General features: G+C 68.3%; 8 protein-coding genes. 3 read left to right on the top strand and 5 right to left on the bottom strand.

All coding sequences use genetic code 11. From position 1 onward, the window contains the following. The first annotated feature begins 61 nt into the window (after nucleotides 1–61). Nucleotides 62–319: a hypothetical protein gene (locus AB0M29_RS13690; RefSeq protein WP_365382425.1), complete on the top strand. Its 258-nt coding sequence runs from the start codon at nucleotides 62–64 to the stop codon at nucleotides 317–319. Between the two features lie 38 nt (nucleotides 320–357). On the opposite strand, the gene AB0M29_RS13685 is transcribed toward AB0M29_RS13690, so the two are convergent. Then, entirely contained in the window at nucleotides 358–888 is a 531-nt protein-coding gene (locus tag AB0M29_RS13685; protein WP_365382424.1) for a hypothetical protein, read from the bottom strand. Between the two features lie 9 nt (nucleotides 889–897). After that, the gene (locus AB0M29_RS13680; protein ID WP_365382423.1) at nucleotides 898–7,896 is read right to left on the bottom strand and encodes an RHS repeat-associated core domain-containing protein; all 6,999 of its coding nucleotides are present in this window, start codon (nucleotides 7,894–7,896) and stop codon (nucleotides 898–900) included. Between the two features lie 551 nt (nucleotides 7,897–8,447). Here AB0M29_RS13680 and AB0M29_RS13675 point away from each other — a divergent pair. Together AB0M29_RS13675 and AB0M29_RS13670 are read left to right on the top strand one after the other, a co-directional pair. Beyond that, nucleotides 8,448–12,527, top strand: coding sequence for a hypothetical protein (locus AB0M29_RS13675; RefSeq protein WP_365382422.1), 4,080 nt, complete (start codon nucleotides 8,448–8,450; stop codon nucleotides 12,525–12,527). Nucleotides 12,528–12,938: 411 nt separating this feature from the next. After that, nucleotides 12,939–15,800 (top strand): AAA family ATPase, encoded by a 2,862-nt coding sequence (locus AB0M29_RS13670; protein ID WP_365382421.1) that lies wholly within the window; start codon nucleotides 12,939–12,941, stop codon nucleotides 15,798–15,800. Here AB0M29_RS13670 and AB0M29_RS13665 read toward each other — a convergent pair. The 3 genes from AB0M29_RS13665 to AB0M29_RS13655 form a co-directional block, all read right to left on the bottom strand. After that, nucleotides 15,767–16,162 carry a hypothetical protein gene (locus tag AB0M29_RS13665; protein WP_365382420.1) on the bottom strand — a complete coding sequence of 132 codons (396 nt, stop codon included), beginning with the start codon at nucleotides 16,160–16,162 and terminating at the stop codon, nucleotides 15,767–15,769. The genes AB0M29_RS13670 and AB0M29_RS13665 overlap by 34 nt on opposite strands. Before the next feature lie 216 nt (nucleotides 16,163–16,378). Further along, nucleotides 16,379–17,770, bottom strand: coding sequence for a sigma-70 family RNA polymerase sigma factor (locus AB0M29_RS13660; RefSeq protein WP_365382419.1), 1,392 nt, complete (start codon nucleotides 17,768–17,770; stop codon nucleotides 16,379–16,381). A gap of 447 nt (nucleotides 17,771–18,217) precedes the next feature. Beyond that, nucleotides 18,218–19,846, bottom strand: a complete 1,629-nt coding sequence (locus AB0M29_RS13655; protein ID WP_365382418.1) for a S8 family serine peptidase — start codon at nucleotides 19,844–19,846, stop codon at nucleotides 18,218–18,220. Between the last annotated feature and the right edge of the window lie 46 nt (nucleotides 19,847–19,892).

Here is a 19,892-nt window from a genome sequence, read left to right as displayed (position 1 = left end):
GCTTCCACGGACTACGGAGCTCCACCACGACGCTCCTCCTGGGGCAGGTGTCGAACTCGTCGTGATCCAGAAGCTCCTCGGCCACGCTCGTGTCCGTGCAACCGCCTCCGTCTACGCCCGCGTCCGGCTCCGACTCCAGCGCGCCACCATCAACCTCCTCGGCCGCACGCTCCAGAACCCTGCCGGGTCCGACAACCGGCCCGACACCGCGAAACACTTGCGCACCTCCCATCCGTTGACGTTGCCGCCAGGTGCTGCCGTCAATCCGCCAGAAGCCCCACCGAACCAAAGTCCGACGGAGCTGATGTGGACGTTCTGATAACAAATTGGCTGACTGGAAGCCACGCAGGAACAGCGCTAGTCAAGCTGGTATTTGATCCAGTCCGTCCCGCCCATCAGCGTGACGCCAGCGTCCGCAAGACACTTGGCTTCTGTCGTGTAGTAATGATTCGCGGCCCGCGACCGGGCGCCCGACATAGTGTTCTCCACCCAAGCTCCTTTGAGCATGGTTTTTCTGGCGCGCTCGCGAAGCTTCTTCCAGACTGCCGCCAGAGTCACTTCGTCAGTCATGGCCGAAAGAACAGACTCTCGCAAGATAGCGTCCGACTGCCCGCCAATGGTAATGAATAGAGAGTCCGGATTCCTTTTCAAATAATCGAGCGCTGAAGCGGCGTTCAGATCGGCTGGAGATGGAGTCAAGGAAATGCGGCGAACGTTGTCTTCACATTCCGGTGGGGTCCCTGATCCATGCACCCCACCTACCAGTTTCACCTGATAGGTGGGCGCGAAGCGCTCCTCAGTCAGGAGAATTCCCAACTCTCGGGACCACTCCCAAGCCATGGCGTAGATTTCGCGACGACTGCCATGGAACTGAAGTGCTACTTTCATCGAGACTCGCTAGTTGTAAGCAACGAAATGCATCTCCATTCCGATCCCTTCGAGGTCTTGCAGCGCTTCCGCTTCTCGCTTGATCGGGGCTCCGGACCGCATAGTCTGTTTTCCGATATTAATGCCGTACTGGGTGCCGTCCGGCCGTTCCACCAGGATATCTGGCCGACGAGAACCCTTGAACCCACCTGGCGTGGCAAACTCACGTTCAGGCAATCTGGCTCCTCCCGCAATCACCTGGCCATCCGTTACCTCGTCGGCGGTTTCGGCTATCTTCAGGTTGTGCGGCCCCGTACCAGCTGGCTTGGGACCGCGCAACATTTGCGGCTTGCCTCCGTTAGCGCAGTCGCATACCGACCTATGGCGGGGGATGGAACCACCGCAGTTGTGCACCAGGACCGGCGTCTCGCCCGCCAGCACATAGTACGAGTGGACGTCCGCGACCGTGAGGTCGTACGTGGTCGCGTGGTGGTGGTAGTTGCGGACGGCGACGACGGTCGCGGTGGTGCCGTCGGGCTGGCGGAGGGTGGTGCCGGGGGTGAGGTCGTGGGCGTCGGTCCACTGGTGGCGGGTGGCATCCCAGAAGGGGTGGTGCCAGGTGGTGGTGAGGGTGTGGGCCGCCGCAGGGGGTGCGTTCGGGTTGGCCGGGGACGCGGCGATGGACAGATCGGTGAAGTCCTCGTCGGTGTGGGTGACGATGACCTTCTGGACCCTTTCGGGCTTGGTCAGCCCGGTCTGCGGGTTGGTCGCGAGGACCGTGTCGCCCGCTCTGATTTGGGCGATCGGTTCGCTCTTGCCGGTGGCGAGGCGCACCGGGGTGTCACGCACAAAGCTGTGCACCGGAGTGGGGCAGGCGTCGCCGGCGGCGGTCTTCTCGGCCGCCGCCGCTTCGTCAGCGGCAGCCGATTCCGCCGCGGCCGCGCGTTTGACGTCGGCGAGGTCCTCGGCGACCTTGGCCACGTCCTCCGCGTCCTTGATCGCGGTCTCGGCTCTTTCGACGGCCCGCCAGATTTTGAGTGCCTTCAGACCGACCTTCGCGGCTTTGAAGAGCTTCGTCCAGGGGACAGCGGTGAGGGCGGTATTGATGCAGCCCATCACGTTGCCCTCGGTGACGCAGGAGATCGCGTCGTTGACACCGATCAGGTCGCCCACCAGGCTGACGATCCGGCCGACCAGTCCTTCCTTCTGCTCCTTCGCCGCCGCCGCGGTGGCCGCGGCCGTAGCCGCTGCCTGCTCGGCGCCGAGAGCATCGTCCTCGGCCTGGATCGTGGCCTGGGAAGGCGCCGGTTTGCTCCAGCTGCTGCAACTGCTGACATTGCAACCGTCGGAGTCCTTCTCTGCCTTCTTGGCGGCCTTGTCGCCCTTGTGCACGTTGTTGCCCGTACAGACGACCTCACCCGTGCTGCATTCCTCGGTGCGTGTGCCCGCTGGATCCGACAGCGTGACGGGGCTGTTGTCGGCATAGGCGTAGGCGTTCCACGACTCCGGCTCGCCCGGTACGAGAAGTGGGTCGGGCGTGAGGAACCGGCCGGTCGACGTGTCGTACTCGCGAGCGCCGAGGTTGGTCAGACCGGTGTTGTCGTCCTGCTCGCCCCCGACGAATCCGCGGTCTCCGACCCACCCCGAGGTGGCGGTACGGGTCTCGCCGAAGGGCAGGTACTGGCGCCGGGTGATGCTCTGGGTCGTCGCGTCGATCTGGAGCTGGCCGGTGCCCTGCCGGTCGGCCACCAGGTAGGAGACGCCGGCGGCGGAGTGCACGGCGACGGTGATGCCGGCGACGGAGATGTACCGGACCGCGGAAGGCGTGCTGTCACCGGCCTTGAGCGTGACCTCCTCGTCGCCGAGGAACGCCTCGCTTCCGCCGGCGTCCCGTCGTACCAGCAGGTTGCCGTCGGCGTCATAGACGTACTTCGTCGGGGCGGCCTGGCCGGTCTGGTCGAGCTGAGCCAGCTTGCCCTGCGTGTTGAAGGTGAAGGTGTCGGTGCCCGCTGCGGTGGTCCGGGTGTGGACGTTGCCCGCCGCGTCGTAGGTGTAGGCGGTGTTGGTGTCGACTTGCGGCGCCCCCGGCGTGTGCGTGCTGACCGAGGCGAGGGTGTGCGCGTGGAGAGTGTCGCCTGCCTGCTTGCCGTCGGTGTACGTCGAGACGCTGTCCTGCGCCGCGTCACCGGTCAGGTTGTGGTTGGTCTGCGTCTTCCGGTCACCGGTCGTGTCATACGTCCACGACTGCCAGTACGGGGCGGGCCCGCCGACGGTCGCGGCCGAACCGGACGCCGGGGTTGCCTGGCACGCGTCGGTCGCCGTCCATGCCTGGGTCAGACGCTGGTCCCAGTCATGGGTGAAGCACTGGGTGTCGGTCTGGCCGGTCTCCAGCTTGTCGGTGATCTTCGTGATCGTTCCGGCCGGCTGGTACTGGTAGTTGGTCGTGTCGGCCAGAACGCGTCCCGAACCGGCCACCGTCTGCTGCTCGGTGAGGCGCCGGGTCTGGGCGTCGTAGGTGTAACCGGTCTGCGTGAAGTTGCCCGAGGGCCCGAAGGTGAACTGCTCCGGTTCGTCGTAGTGAGTCCAGGTCAGCTTGTCGACGTAGTCCCAGCTGTCGACGTCGCCGCCGGCGGAGGTGGGATGGCCGAAGGCGTCGTAGCTGTAGCTGACGGTCTCCTGTGGCAGCGAGCCGACCGCCCCTTCGGTGTAGCTGTGCAGGTTGCCCGTCGGCGTATAGGTGCGGTCCGTCGCGTACGTTCCTGCCGGGTTGCCGTCCCCGGACGGGATGATCGTCTCGGTGGACTGCGTCCACCCGTGGCTGTCGTAGCCGAGGATCTTGCTGGTGTAGGCGAGCCCGTCGTCATAGCTGGTCGACGAGGTGGGCAGGCCCTTCTTCAGGGTGTCGTAAGTCCAGGAGGACAGCCGATTCGCCGTCGACGGAGTGGCGTTGCCGCTCGTGTCGTATGCGGCGGTCGGCCGGCCGATCTCGTCGTACGTCGTGCTGACGGTCTTGTTCCGGGCATCGGTGGAACTGAGTTCCTGACCGGCGAGGTCGTACGCGTAGGTGCTCCTGCCGGTGTCGGGATCCGTCTGGGAGACCTTCCGCCCGAGCAGGTCGTATGTCGAGGACCATGTGTTGCCGTCCGCGTCGACCTGGCCCGTCTGGTGGCCCGCCTTGTCGTAGGTGTAGGAGACGGTGTCCGCCGCACCGCTGGGCGTCGTGCCGTGGTACTGGAGCAGCTGGACGGTCCGGCCGCGGCCGTCGGTGATCGTCGAGGTCGGCGTGCTGCCGAGCGGCGGGGTGACATCGGTGCGGTCGGAGCCGGGATAGGCGTATGTGGTGCGCCACTTCTCGGACGCCAGGCTGTAGGCCACGGAAGCGGTGACCCGGCCCGCGCCGTCGTAGAAGGTGCCGCTCTCCGTGGCGACCTGGTCGTCGGGAGCGTAGACGAGCGTCCCGTCGGGCGCCCCGCCGGTGTAGTAAGGGCCGTTGACCTTGACGTTCCATCCGTGATCGTCGTAGGCGGTGTCCGTGATGACCCGGCCGCCGTCGACCGTCGCCGTCTGCGTCTCGCGCTGGCGCAAAAGCGCGTCGTAGATGCTCACCGACGTGCGGTACGTCGTGGCGCTGCCGTTGTCGACGAGGGTCTTCGTCGTCACGGTTGAGGGTGTCGCGTTCGAGAGGTTGTAGGAGTAGGTGACGTTGGGGTCGGCACCCAGCGACTGCGAGAATCCGGCGTCCCACGATGCCGTGACCCGGCCGAGCGGGTCGTAGGTACTGGATGTGGTGTAGCCGGCCGCGTCGGTGGTGGACAGCGGCAGGGCGCGGGCCGGGTCATAGGTCGTCGTCGAACTGAACCCCTGGAGCTGCCCGGTGACTTGCGGCTGCGTCGTCTTGATCTTCGTCGGCGCAGCGCCGGTGGCCGGAGTGTAGGTGGTGATGGTGCGGCGGCCGAGGGCATCGGTCTGGCTGAGGGCCCGCCCGTAGATGTCGTAGTCGGCGACACCCGTGGACGGGACGGTGTTGGTGATGGCCGTCACGTAGTGCGGGGTGCCGTCGGCGGCGACCGAGTCGGCCTTCTTGACCATCGTCACGTCACCCGTGCCGGTGACGGCGGCGGTGTTGTCGGTGGAGCCGTCGAAGAAGGCCTCGTCGTCGCTGATCAGGTCATCCGGGTAGTGCGGCGTCCCGGTGCAGGCGACGGCGACGGTCTGCACGCGGCGCGGGAGCGCGATGGTGGCCCCGGAGCCGTCCTTGGCGTACCACGTCTGCTCACACCGGTCGTCGGCCGTGGTGGACGTGTCGCCCACGTCGTTGACCTTGATCGGGAGGCCGCTCGCCGTGTCGAACGTGTAGTCGGTCTCGTCGGTCCGGGGCTTGCCGTCGGCCTTGAACGTGGTGGTGCGTTCGCGCTGGGTACCGGTCTGATGGGCCACGAGCGGATCGAGGCCCGCGTTCACGCGTGACTGGGTGGCGGTGGGTGCGCTCTCCCAAGGGTCGATCACGGCATCACTGAGGAGCGCTCCTCCGTCGCCGTTGTAGTTCTGGGCCTCGAAGACCTGCCCGGCGAACTCGTCCTTGTCGGTGACGGTGTCGTCTCCGGCGTAGTCCGTGAGCGTCGCCTTGCGTGTTCCGGTCGACGTCTTGTCGCCGTCCATGCCGCGGAAGTAGGCGCTGCTCGACAGGGTGACGATCCCGCCATCAGAGCCACTGCGCGTCTCGACCTTGGCGTAACCCCGCCACTCGTTCCAGGTGCGGTACTTGGCGAGCGTTCCCGGGTCGTCGTCGAAGTGCCAGCCCGGGTCCCCGAGGTACTTGTAGTCCGTCTCCACCGGCAGGCCGCCGCCGGTGATGTCCTGTTCGGTGACCGAGTGGACGAGGTACTTGTTGAACCAGTCGAGGATGGCTGCGGTCTTGCCTGGCGGAGTCCAGTACTCGGGGTAGCAGTTGTACTTGTTGGTGTCCGGGGCGGACGGCATGACGGGGGTGCCGGCCCGATGGCACTGCGCCGAGTAGTAGTTGACGCTGATCAGCTCGCCGGTCTCGGTCGTGACGGATGTCAGCCGGTAGCGTGACAGCGGCTGGTAGCCGTCAAGGCCGTCGACGCGGCCGATCATCGACTGGCCGTCGAACGTGACCGGCTTGAGTGCGGCGCTGCCGCCGTCGAGTCCGGTGCGGGTGATCGAGGACAGCCAGGCGGTCGGAGTCGTGGTGTCCTTCGCGTCCGTGGGCGGTGGGAAGGTGTGGGCGAGTGCCCAGGAGTCCACGTTCTTGTACGCGCCGGCCACCAGGACTTGGGTACGGATTCCGGTGAGCCACTTCGTGGTGAAGTACGCGGGGCCGTGGTTGTTGCAGGTGCCGCTGGAGGCGCACGTCTGGTCCACCGGCACGTCGGGCCAGTGCGCGGCGTTCGTGGCGTTGAGCTTGGACGAAGCGCAGTCGAAGGTGCTGTCGGCCAGACAGCGCTCGGAGGTGTCGAAATACACCTGCGCGGCGGCCGGGGTTCCCGCGGTGTCGTACACCTTGCCGGCCCGCTGACCGTACTGGATCTTGGTGAGGTAGCCGCCGCGCGTGTACGGAGCGGGGGTGGTGGTGTTGTTCGGGCCGTAGTACCCCGTCTCCGGCGAGTACCAGTAGCTGATCGCGTTGTTGTGGCCGTCGACGACGTAGTCGAGGTTCCACCGATAGGCCTGCGCGCAGGAGGAGGCGGCGAAGGTCGAGGCGTGGCAGTACTCGCCGGAGTCGTTGCCGTAGACCCGCGTCGTCCACACGGAGTTCGTCACCGGGTCATCGGCTGCCGTGCCGTGGTCGGACCACCCGGGCAGCTGGTTGCGGCCGAAGTAGTACGTCGTGCCGTCGCGGGTGGTGACGGTGAAGTAGCGGTGTTCGGTGTCGGGGTTGACGGTGTCGGTGGCGACCTTCACGATCTCGCCCGAGTCGCCCTGCGGGTGCCAGGCGCCGGTGGCGGTGTCGTGCACCAGCGTGTTGGAGGAGCCGTTGAGGGAAAGCGTGAACTGGTCGGTGTCGTCGGACCAGCACTGGTCCGACGTCTGGGGGCCCTTGCCGTTGTCGTCGTCCGCGCAGCGCGCGTAAGAGCTCTCGATGAAGCCGGGCGAGTAGTCCCAGCCGTCGCCTATCCAGGAGGCCTGCGGCGAGGTGGTGGAGGTACGCCCGTCGACACTCTGGGAGTTGTAGGAGAGGCCGACCGAGGGCTGGAGCCCGCCCGGGACGTCAGGGATCGGGATCGGGTACGACCACGAGAAGGCGCCCGTGGATCCGCCACCGGACCACTGCCCCGAAGGAGAGAGCGAGGTCGCGCCGAAGCTTCCGCCGCCGCCGGCGACGTCGGCCGTGGCGGCCAGGAGCGGGGCGTCTCGCGCTGTGACCGTGCTCAGCGGGATGACGGCCGAGACTGTCTGCGTATCGCTGTTGTTGCTCGACTGGAGGGGCGTCTGCTTCTGGCACACCGGAAGGTCAGGGGTGGTCAGCGCGCACGCCGGTAGGGTGACGAGCCGCAGGCGGGACCCGTAGTCCGCTCCATAGGCGTCACGGAAACCGCTGTAGTCCAGGCCGACTTGCACGTTGCTGGACCCCGAGTGCCCGTCGGCGCGGACCACTTGGAAGAGGATTCCGTCCACGTGGAGGCGTTGGGCGACCGAGTGCGGTGACACGCTGACGTGCACACGAGTGACGGGGGCCGCACCAGCCGCCGCCTTCGCGGACTTGGAAGTGGGTGCCTGCGCGACCCGCAGCGGCATGGCCGCGGCTCGCGCCGCGGTAGGAGCCACCGGAACATCCGCACTGCCTGCTGCCGGCCAGGCGTGATGCGCCTTCGCGGGGTCCCATGCCGGCATGGCCGGAACTTTGGCGGGGCGTCCCTTGACCGGCGTAACAGGAACGGGATGTTCCTTCACCGCGGCGAGATGGTAGTGCGGGGCATCGGCCGCCGCGGCCGGGCCGGCCGTGACGAAGGGCACGACGAGCGCGACCAGCGCGGCCCGCAGCCCCCACGCCCACAGTCGATGCACGCTCGTCGCCGATCGTCTGGACAAGGGCATGCCGGAATAACTGCGCATCACAAATCCCCCCCACGGGCACCGTAAAGCCAACGGAAAGTTATCAGCCGGGAACCCACTGCATCCACACCGAAGGTGAACATCCAGCAAATGTGATCCATAGCCCAGCCCATGGATTCGTCAAATCCCCAGGACGGAAGCAAGCGAACCACACATTACTCACATGCAGCACAGTGCCGTATGTGACGGATTACCTGACTCCCCAGTATTCCGGAATTCCCGCCTCCATATTTCCCCGCACCGCTTCTGCGTGTCGCAAAGTCGTCGCTTGTTGCCCAATCGACCGGAAGAGCAGTAGCTTTACTGCCGCTTTTGCCTGCGATTCAGGACACCAGGGGTGGGGAATGCATCGACGAATACGTGCGCGCTGCCAAAATTCGGACAATTCCACGCGGTGGAAGACTACGGCCGCGGTAGGCGTACTGCTGCTCAGCTTCGTCTCCGGGGCGACCCTCGCCCAAGCCGGGTCGGCCGCCGCCGACGCGTCTGTGCCGGGTGGCGGAGTGCCCAGCACCGCGACGCCGGCCCCCACCGCGTCCGACCCGAAGCCCACTGATCTGGCCCCGATGGCGGCCGCCGACGACAGCGGCCTGACGACAGCACAGCGACAGGCCTTGGACGACGCCAAGCAGCAGGCAGCGAAGTCCGGCACGCCGGTCGTGGTCGACGCACTGACGACCGAGACTTCCACCACGACAGCGAACCCCGACGGCGCCCTGACCCAGGACTCCTCGTTGTTGCCCACCCGGGTGCGTCACGGCAGCGGGTGGGTACCCGTCGATGCCACCCTCGTCCGCAACGACGACGGGACGTACAGGCCGGCAGCCGCTTCGGGAGCACTGAAACTCTCGGGAGGGGGAGCGTCCGCGCCGCTGGCATCGCTCGGCACCGGCGACCAGCAACTGTCGTTCGGATGGCCGACGGATCTTCCGACCCCGGTTGCTTCAGGCGCGAGTCTCACCTACCCGGACGTACTGACGGGCGTCGACCTGAAGGTTACCGCGACCACCCTGGGGGGCTTCTCCGAGGTACTGATCGTCAAGTCGCCGAGTGCTGCGGCCGATCCGGCACTCAGAACGCTGACGTTGGCTCTCCACAGCACGGGCGTCACGGTCAAGGACGACTCCCAGGACAACCTCACCGCCGTGGGACCCGGCGGAGGCGTGGTCTTCAGCGCCCCCAGGCCGATCATGTGGGACTCGGCTCACGCCCCGAACGCCCCCGCTTCCGTCAAGGCACCTGCCGACCGGTCCGCTTCGGCGGAAGTGAGGGCAGCCGCCGCCGATCCCGTGACCCCGGACGCAGGACCGCCGCCAGGCGCGCACGTGGCTGACGTCCAGACCAAGGTGACCAAGGACGCACTGACCCTGTCGCCTGATCAGAGCATGCTGACGGCCTCGAACACGGTGTACCCGCTGTACATCGACCCCACCTGGAACCCCCATCCGGAATCCGGCACCCGCCAGCACTGGAACGAAGTGCAGGCAGCGTGCCCGACCACCACCTCGAACTATGACTCCACTGCGTACGGCGATCCCGGAGTCGGGAACAACACCTACACCGGCTGTGTGGGCGTCGAGCGTTCGTACTTCCAGCTCAGCGTCCCGTCGACCATCTGGGGCACGCATATCGTCTCGGCCGCGATCAACGTCATGGAGACATACGCCGCCCAGTGCGACACCACCAGCACGATCAACATGTACCTGACGTCCGCGATCAACTCGAAGTTCTCGTGGAACAACAAACCTGCGGCAGGTTCGAAGATCGACAGCCGGTCGTTCGCTCCCGCCTGCACCAGCTATGTCTCCAGCGGCTACTCGGCCACGTCAACGGTCGCCCGCGCCGCGGCCGGACATTGGTCGTCCCTGGCTTACGTACTCATCAACGCGAATGAGTCGAACGGCTACCACTTCAAGCGATTCGCCGCCAACCCTTCGATGAGCATCACCTACAACCACGTGCCCAGCCCGCCCACCGGCCTCGCCGTGAAACTCAACGCCACCTCCTACGGCTGCGGCGCCAACACTCCCTACCCGATCCTCGGCAAGACCATCGCCACCACTCCCCCGACTCTCACCTCGGTGACCAAGGACGGGGACAGCGACGAGATCCAGGCCTCGTACACCTACTGGTCGACGAACAACCCCACGCACACGGTCGTGCGAAGCAAGGACGTCGGCAGTGGAACGGCCGCACCGGCGGTCATCCCCGCGAGTTTCATCTCCGGCCTCCCGGATGGCGAGGTTGTCAGCTGGCAGGTAACGGCGTCCGACGGTAAGGACACATCGGCCACCGCCGGTGTCTGCCACTTCACTGTCGACCAGAGGGCGCCGGACGAGCCCATCGTGACCACGCAGGACAACCGCTACCCCGACTTGGACAATGGTGGCGGGCCTGGTGTCGAGGCGGGCACACCGGGGACGTTCCACGCAACCCACCCTCTGGCACCCGTCGCGGCTTGGCCGACCAAGTACGTCTTCGGCCTCGACGCCGAGCCGCCCACCACGAATCCACCGGCCGCGCAGGTCGTGCCCGCCACGAACAGCCAGGCGAGCTTCACCGTGACGCCCGTCGCCCCTGGTCGGCACACCCTGTGGGTCTACGCCGTGGACGCCGCCGGCAATGACTCAATAGCGCACCCGTACCACTTCACCGCCGTCGGGCATGTGGGCAAGACCTACTCGAGTCTCAGCGCAGCCTTCAACAATATTGCGGTGACGAAGGACACGGCGCAGTCGGTCGGCAACGTGGACGGAACCGGCCACTCCTTCTCTCTGCAGGACCTGCAGGCGGCGGGGTGGCAGCCGGGACAAAAGGTCACCATCGACGGTGCCAGCTTTGTCCTGCCCAACTTCGGCGCGGGTTCCGCCGACAACGTCCTTGCCGCGAACCAGACGATCACCATGAACAACGAACGCGGGAACGCGATCGTCTTCCTTGCGACATCGACGTACGGGGGCAGCGCCTCGGACCATCAGGCCGAGGACCACAGCAGCCCCTACGTCCCTGACGACACTCCCGTCAGCGGGACAAACTGCACCCTTGACGACAGCACGTACAAGAACTGCAGCGAGGCCAGCGGGACGGTTACCTACGCCGACGGCACGACAAACCCTCGGAGTTACTACCTTCCTGTGCCGGACTGGTCCGTGGGCCCATCGAGCGTGTCGGTATTGACTCTTCCGCACGCCAACGGTCCCACCGGACAACTCACGTCGGCGCACAAGATCTATGCCATCGCCGTCCCCATCAAGGCCGGCGTACCGATCTCCTCCGTCACTCTGCCCGATCTCAGCGACACTGCCCAGGCTCACATCCCTGCGCTGCACATCTTCGGCATGGCAGTACGGAACACGACCTCCGGCCCGAACGGCTCGTCCTGGACGGGCTCGTGGAGTTCCCCCACGGATACGCCCTACCAATTCGCCGGCAGGAGCTTCGGCAACCAGACCGTCCGTACCACCGTCACACCCAGTATCGGTGGTGACAGTGTCCGGATACGGCTGTCCAACTCCCAGGGCCGGGTGCCCCTGGCCATCGACAGCGCCACGCTTGCCAACCAAGGAAGCGCGTGGGGCACGGCAGCTGGCACGCCGGTCCGGATGACCTTCAATGGCGGCGCGACATCCGTCACCGTTCCGATCGGCGGAGAGGTCTACAGCGACCCCCTTCCCTTCCCCGTGACCGCAGGCAAAGGCATCGTGGCCAGCTATCACCTGGTCAACGCCGTCGACTACCTCGTCATGCACACCAACGGATCTGCCGCACTGACATACTTCAGCGCGCTCGGCAGCGGTGACCACACCATGGACACCGCCAACAGCGCCTTCTCCGGAACAGGGACGGCTTTCATCTACGGCGCCGCGGTTCTGGCGGCAGTCGACGTCACAGGATCCAGTCCCAGGCCGACGGTCGCCGTCCTCGGCGACGGCCTCTACAACGTCTCCGGGAGTACTGTTCCCCCCGCCGCGCCTCGCGTTTCCGACAATCTTGCCAGCGCGTTCCAGTCGAACGACCAAGGCGTCAGTCCAGCAGGCGTCATCGCCGCAGGTATTCCCAACAATTTCCTCACGCAGGACAAGGGACCAGGCGGACTAGCCGCGCTGACACGCCTCGACAGAGATGTCTTCAGCGCCCCGGGGATCAGCACCGTCGTCATCTACGAAGGAGGCGACGACATCCTCACCGGTGCCAACGACGCGGTTGTCACCGACGGATACCAGGTACTCCGTGACCAACTCCAGGCATGGGGGATCCGCGCGGTGTTCCTCACTCTCACACCGTGCGGAGGCCACCCCTTGTGCACTGCCGGCGTGGAGGACAACCGGTTGACCGTAAACCAATGGATCACGTCGTTGCAGGCCACCCTCCCCCCAGGGTGCACCTACATCGACATCAATGGCTCAGTGGCGATCGATGACCCCAACAGCCAAACCGATCCACCGCTCCAAGACCTCAGCGCCGGCTCGGCACCCCTCGACTTCGACACGGGCGACCACGTCAACCTCACAACAGACGGATACGCCGCCGTCAGCCAGACGCTCACCACCGACCTGAGCCAGGTGACACCACAGCCTCAGTAGCCGCTTCGGATACCACCGGGCCGGAACGCGAAGCCGCTCCGGCCCGGCTCCGTTTCATCGAGACGGTCCATGCGGGTGCCGTCCGCTCGCCGGATGCCATTTCAACCTCTTGCGCTCGGGGAAATCCGCGCTCGTCGGTGGGCAAAAAGGCCCTAGCGCGACAGACGGCACGGGGCCGCAGCTCGTCCGCGGGCGCCGCATGACGGTGTACGGCTGCGCCCGCCAGAAATGCACGACATGCGCGACTATCGTCACGTTCCGTGACCCCACCGTCGCGACTGGACCCACGATCCCCCGCGGGGGCTTCGCTGCGGGGGACGGAGGGCGGGGTGGGAGTTAGGTTGGGAGGATCCGGTGCCGTCGTGCGGCAGCCGATGGCGGCGGGGCGCGGTGGACGGACGGGAGTGCGGCATGGCAGCTGTGCAGAGCCGTGACCAGGAGTTCTCGACGCGACGGCCGGCGGCTTTCGTGGGGCGCGACCGGGAGTTGGGCACGCTGCTGCGCGCGGTGCGCTCGCGTCCCTGCGCGGTGCTGGTCGAGGGAGAGGCGGGCATCGGGAAGTCGCGGCTGGTCGCCGAGGCGTCCGCGGTGCTGGAAGCCGACAGTGTGCGGGTGATCGTGGGCGGCTGCCATCCGCTGCGCGAACCCCTGCCGTTCGGTCCGGTGATCGACGCGCTGCGGGGCACGGGAGAGTGGCTCGCCGCGGCCGACGGGATCGGCCCGTCGGCGGGCGTTCTCGCGCCGCTGCTGCCGGATCTGGCCGACCGGCTGCCCCCGGAGCCCCCGGAACCGCCGGATCCCGCGGCCCAGCGCTACCGGATCGCGCAGGCGGTGCGGACGGTGCTGGCGTCGATCGCACCGGTGCTGCTGGTGGTGGAGGACGTGCACTGGGCCGACGAGGCCACCCGCGATCTGGTCCTGCTCCTGGCCCGCGATCTGCCCGCGGACACGGCACTGGTGCTGACGTATCGCGGTGAGGACGTGCCGGCCCACACCCCGGTGCTGGGGGCCGCCTTCCGCCCCCCGGCCGGCACCGGCGGTGCCGAGATAGCCCTGGGGCCGCTGCGTGAGGAGGATCTGCGGGCGATGGCCCGATCCGTCCTCGGCGACGGCGCCACCCCCGCCCTGGTGCGCACACTCTTCGACCGCAGCGCGGGCTTGCCACTGGTCACCGTGGAAGATCTGATCACTCTCAGCGACCAACCCGAAGACGACCTGCTCGGAGTGCCCCGCAGCCTGCGCGAGGCGCTGAGCGAACGCACCAACCGGCTCTCCCCCGACGCGACGGCCCTGGTCGAGGCGGCGGCCGTCCTCGCGGTGCCCGCGAGCCAGGGGCTGCTGTCGGAGTGCGCCGCACTGGAACCGGAGCCGGGCGGCCGGGCGCTGCTGGAGACGCTGGAAGCCGCCGTGCTGCGAGAGCGCGGCACCGACTGCTACGGCTTCGCGCACGCCCTGGCCCGGCAGGCGGTCTACGACGGCATCCCCGGGCCCGTACGACTGCACACCCACCGGAAAGTGCTCGAGACGCTGTGGACACTGCCCGACCCGCCGCTGGTGCAGATCGCCCACCACACCCGGGCCCTCGGCGACACCTCCGCCTGGCTCCACCAGGCGCAGGCCGCGGCCGACCGTGCCGTGGCCTGCGGCGACGAGGGAACCGCCGCGAATCTGCTGCGCGACATCCTCGACGAGCCGACCGTGCCCGAGGGCATGCACGCCCGCGCCGCGCTCAGCCTGGCCCGGATCGCGTGGGACGCCACGGAGTACACGCACACGATCGCCACCCTGCGGCGGATTCTGGCCGGTCCTGGGCTGCCCACCGCTGCCCGCGGCGAGATCCGGCTGGATCTCGGCAAGATGCTGCTGAACCAGGCAGCCGACCCCGCCGGGGAGGCGGAGATCGAGAAGGCGGTCACGGAGCTGGAGGGACGCCGTCCCGAACTCGCCGCGCGGGCCATGTCCGTACTCGCCATGTGGGAGACGAGCCGGTTCTCCGCGACCGAGCAGCGTGCCTGGCTGGACCGCGCGCAGGCCACCCTCGCCGACAGCCGGGACCGTGCCGCCCGCGCCTCCGTGGAGGTCAACCGGATCACGGTCCTGGCCGGTCAGGGGCGCCCCGAGGTCCCGGGCCTGCTGGCGGGGCTGCCCCGCCGGGACGACGACCCGGAAGTGGTCCGGCACACCGCGCGCGCCGTCGCCAACGCCGCCGAGACCGGGATCTGCACCGGCCAGGACGAACGCGCCGCGGCCTGGACCGCGGAGGCCCTCGCGCTCGCCCGGCAGCACCACGCGCACGGCCTGGTGGTGAACTGCCGCTCGTACGAGCTGCTGCTGTCGTGGTTCGCCGGCCACTGGCGCGACTGGGACGCCCGGTACACGGCGTTCTGCGCGGGGTACCTGGACGAGCCGCTCGCCGTCGACGACCTGCTGGCAACGGTGCGTGGCGTCACGGCCGCCGCCCGGGGCCGCACGACCCGGGCGGCGGAACTCTTCGACCGGGTTCTCGCCCGGGACAGCGCCCACCTCAACGTCAACGCCCTCGGAGCGGCCGCCGGCGCCGCCCGGCTCCAGCTGGCCCGCGACGACCCCGACGCCGCCTGGCGGATCGTGAGCGACTACCTGCCGCTCCTGCCGTACAAGGAGGAGTGGGTCTACTGCCTCGACCTGGTCCCCACAGCCGTGGAGACGGCGTTGCGGCGCAAGGACCGTGCCGCGGCGGAGGACCTGACCGAGGCCCATCGCGCCGGGACCGAGGGTCTCGACGCGCCGGGCGCGGTGGCCGAGCAGTACCTGTGCCGCGCCCTGCTGGAGCGCGACGGCGACCCGGCGTCCGCGGCAGACCTCTTCTCGAGGACGCGGACCCAATGGCTCGGCGTCGGCCGCCCCTACCCGGCCGCGCGGGCCGCCGAACTCGGCGCCCTGTCCCTGGCCCGCGGCCGCCCGGCGGACGCCGCGGCCCGCCTCACGGAGGTCATCGCCGAGTACGACCGGCTGGGCGCCACGTCCGACACCGCCCGGTGCCGGCAGCACATCCGTGCCCTGGGACAGGAACGGCCCGCGCCGCGCGGCCGTACCGGCTATGGATCCGAGCTCTCCCCCCGCGAACGCGAGGTGGCCCGGCTGCTCGGCGACGGGGCCTCGAACCAGGACATCGCCGATGCCCTGTTCCTGTCCTGCCGCACCGTCGAACACCATGTCGCGAAGATCCTGAAGAAGCTCGGCACGACGCGGGACCGGCTTCACACCAGCAGGCAGTGGGACCGCGGCGGCTGACCGCTTCCCTCGGCGCCCTGACCGTCGTCCGCCCCCGCGGTGGCCTCGATGACCCGGCAGCCGTACGTGCCCAGCACCGCGATGATGCGATCCGCCTCCGCGTCCTCCAGGCTGAACACCCACGGGCCCGGGATCAGCACGACGTCGTAGTGGCCGGCCCGCGCCTGCTCCAGAAGGGCCTGCAGGCAGCGGCGCGGAGACAGCGACGACGCGCCGTTGTCGAAGAACACCGCCGGGTGGGGCAGTCCCCGCCTGTCCGCGAGATCGTTCAGCAGCCAGTGGTGGCTGGGCATCTTCCACACGTCGTGGGGATAGCAGCGCAGATATGCCGCCACGCTGGTCGGACGGATGTTGTGCTGCACGATGACCCTCCGGATGAGAACGACGAACCCTTCTCATCCAGTAGCGCGCGGCCCGGCCGCCCGCTCCATACCGCCCAGGTCACGGGGACGACTCCGGTTCCACCGATGCCACGGGAATGATGGGCAGTGCGATGGGTAGTGCGGCTTCGCCCTGTGGGGGGACAGGGGGCAATCCTATGCGGGATCGCGCGGAGGCGGGTCGCCGACCGTCTCCCGTCAGGCGCGATACGTCTGCCCCGAGCGCCCGACGACCACCATGGACTCCAGCTCCAGACTGAACCGTACCTCCCAGACCTGACGCGGGTCACCGCTGTCGCAGTGCGCCTGCGCATCGGGCCCCGAGCCCTTCCCGGAGTCACGCAGACACAGGCCCGTGGCCGAATTGTGCAGCAGAACCTGGGAGCCGAGGACATGGGTCTCCACCCAGTCCTGATGGGCGCCGCCGTCGCAGCCGGCTTCGCGCAGGAAGCCCGCGGACGCCGAAACGGGCTCCAGGCAGTCGCCGCTCGTCGTGACCCGCAGTACGGCGTGCGGCCCGACGACAAGGCCCGGTAGGGACGGCGGGACGGACACCGGAGGAGAGGACGGGCTGGGCGGGGGAACCGAGGACGGTGTCACCGGGGCCGAGGCGCGCGGAGACGCGTACGGCCGGGTCTGCGGCACTTCGTACGGGGTCAGTACGAAGTAGGCGCCCACCGCCAGTGACGTCGCCGCGCCGACGGACATCGCGGTCTTGGCCACCGGCAGTGCGTGCCAGGACGAGGCCGGGGTGGAGAGCGCCGCGGCCGAGGTCCCCTTCGTGGCGCCCGCTCCCGCGCCGGCCGCCAGCCGGGCTCCCACGCCGAACAGGATCGCGCCCGGCAGCACGACCCGCAGCCTGCCGTTGATGTCGGTCAGGTCCAGCAGGGCTCTGCGGCAGCGGGCGCAGTCGGCCAGGTGCCGCTTGAGGTCCCGGCCGGGCCGACGACGGCGTCGTACCGCCGCGGCCAGCAGGCCGCTGAACCGGCCGCACTGCTCGCCCCCGCCGTCGCCGTGGGCGTGCACACTCAGATACGCCTCGCGCAGACCCTCGCGGGCCCGGTCGGCGAGCGACGCCGCGCCGCTCTCGCTGATCCCCATGCGGGCGGCCACCTTGGCGAGCGGTTCGCCGTTGACCGACGTGTACCACAGGACGGTCTGCCAGCGTTCCGGCAACTGCCGGAAGCTGCGGACGACCAGAGCGCCCTCTTCGCGGCTGAGCGCCAGCTCCTCGCCCGTGAGGGCGTCGTCGACCTCGTCCTGCAGTTGATCGCTCGGCAGCGCCCGGCGGTTTATGACCGCCCAGTCCAGGGCGATGCGCCGCACCGCGGTCAACAGGTAGGGATGCCAAGGCCCTTGGGGGCCGCCGCCCCGCCGGGTCGCCTCTATCGTCCGGGTGAACGCCTCGGAGGCGATGTCGTCGGCCGTGTGCGGGTCCCGGCAGTGCGAGCGCGCGTACGCGCGGACCGCTGCGTGGTGGCGGGCGTAGAGCTCGGCGAGTTCGTCTTCGGCGGCCTCGCCACCGCGCAGTGGCGCCGCCAGTTCACTGTCCGTCAGATCGACGAGGGCATGCCGTTGTGTCGCAGACATCCAAACACCTGATTCCGGAGCGGACAGGTCCCTGACGGACCCGTACCGGGGATGTGCCGCACGGCAGTGCGCGGAGAGGACACATGCGCCGCGGTGCGACTCGCCCTGCAGGGAGGAAGCCGACGGCGGCCACTGGGCTTCCGCACATGGTGGCCATCGGCCTGACCCCAGTCAAGGCAAAGGATCGGCAAAGTAGCGAGATGGCGGATCGACTCGTCCGTCTTGCCTGGTGACGGCAGACGCGACAGCGCGCGAACGTGCGCAAGGTCACCCAGGTGGGCGACTTCGGCGAGCGAGCAAGAGGAAGAGGTGCGAACACGGGCCGTACACCAGGCACTTCGGCCCGTCAGGGAGGACGGGGTCGTGGGTCCTGGCGGGTCATCGGGTCACCAAGAGGAAGGTCCGGCCGTCCCGGGAGGAGGACGGCCGGACCGGTCTTGCCTGTCCTCAGTAGGCGTAGCAGAAGGGGCCGTAGAAGTCGGCGCAGTTGACGGTCGCCGCGGCCGTGACGGTCTTTCCGTTGCGGTCGGTGTAGGTCACGGTCGGCGCGTACGTTCCGAGCTTCTTCGAGAAGGTATGGGTCACCTTCACTCCGGTCGCCTTGGCACCGTCACCGAAGTCCCAGGTGTAGGTGCTGTTCGCACCGCCCAGGGCGCTCGCGTCGAATCCGCACGTGGTCGAACTGAAGTCGCACGAGGTGCTGATGCGGCCGAACCCGGTCGGGTCACCGGGCGAGGTCGGCTCACCGGAGGGGGTCGGTCCACCGGGCGGGGTCGGTTGGCCGGACGGGGTCGGCTCACCGGGCTGCGGCGGAGCGTCGCCGTCGGCGAAGGCGGGCTTGAACACGGCGGAGTTGTGGATGTCGAGCAGCGGCTCCTTGACGCCGTCGTGGGAGGTGTCCGTCCAGTTGTCCTGGCCGTTCGCACGCAGCTTGTCGCGGACGGCGAGTACGCCCGCGCGGTCCTTCGGCTTGGCCGAACCGCTGATGATCAGTGCCGCTGCGCCGGTCACGTGCGGCGCCGCCTGCGAGGTACCGCTGTAGTTGGAGTAGCCGCCGTCACTGCCGGTGGCCTGGATGCAGTCGCCGGGGGCGGCGATGTCGATGCCCGGTCCGAAGTTGCTGAAGTCGGAGAGGGTGTCGTCCTTGTTCTTGTTGTTCTTGTTGCACCAGCCGAACCCGCCCTGGCCTCCGGGCTTGCCGTCACCGTCGGACAGCGAGGAGACGGTGATGGCGTCGGGGATGTTCGCCGGCGACTGCTTCCTGGCGTCCTGGTGGTCGTTGCCGGCGGACACCACGACCACGACGCCCTTGGCTATCGCGCGGTTGACGGCGTCGGTGATGGCCCGGGTGTCGCCCGAGTAGCCGGCGCTGATGTTGACCACGTCGATGGTGCTCGCGTGGGCGGTGACCCAGTCCAGGGCGCCGACGAGTTCGGAGGTGCTGCCGCTGCCCTGGTCGTCGAGGGTCTTGATCGAGGTGATCCGGGCGCCAGGCGCCACACCGACGTAGCCCTCGTTGTTGTCCCGTTCGGCGGCGATACCGGCGACGTTGGTGCCGTGGCCGTCGTCGTCGTTGCCCGCGTCCTCGACACACCTGTCGACGTGGCTGCAGTTGACGCGCTTGACGACGTTCAGGTCGGAGTGGTCGGCGACGCCGGTGTCGAGGATGGCGATGTTCGCGTCGACGCGCTGGTCCTTGCCGTCACCGGTCTTCAGCGCCTTGTTGTCCAGGGCGCGGATCCGGCTCACCCCGGTGGGGATCTTCTGGCCGTCGGCGTGCCCGACGCCGTCACGCTGCACGTAGGCGACCGCGGGATCCTTGCGCAGGTCGTTCAGCTGATCCGTAGTCAGTTTCGCCGAGAATCCGTGGATGGCCGCGCCGTACGACGCGGTGATGTCGATGTGCGAGTGTCCCGACGAGAAGGTGGCCGGGGCCTTGTCGCCGTCCTTCATGACGACGATGTAGCCGTCCTTGTGCGCCGACGGCTGGCCTGAGGGTGTGGCACCCATGCCTTTCGCGACGGTCAGGCTGATGACTGCGAGGGACAGGGCCGCGATGGCGGCTTTCCGTTTCACACGAAACTCCTTGGAGTGGTGATCGGGGGGAGCTGAGCCCGCTCGG

It is taken from the genome of Streptomyces sp. NPDC051976 (assembly GCF_040680795.1).
Taxonomy (GTDB): domain Bacteria; phylum Actinomycetota; class Actinomycetes; order Streptomycetales; family Streptomycetaceae; genus Actinacidiphila.
Note: the sequence above shows the minus strand (reverse complement) of the source record. Positions and strands in the feature narration are given on the sequence as shown.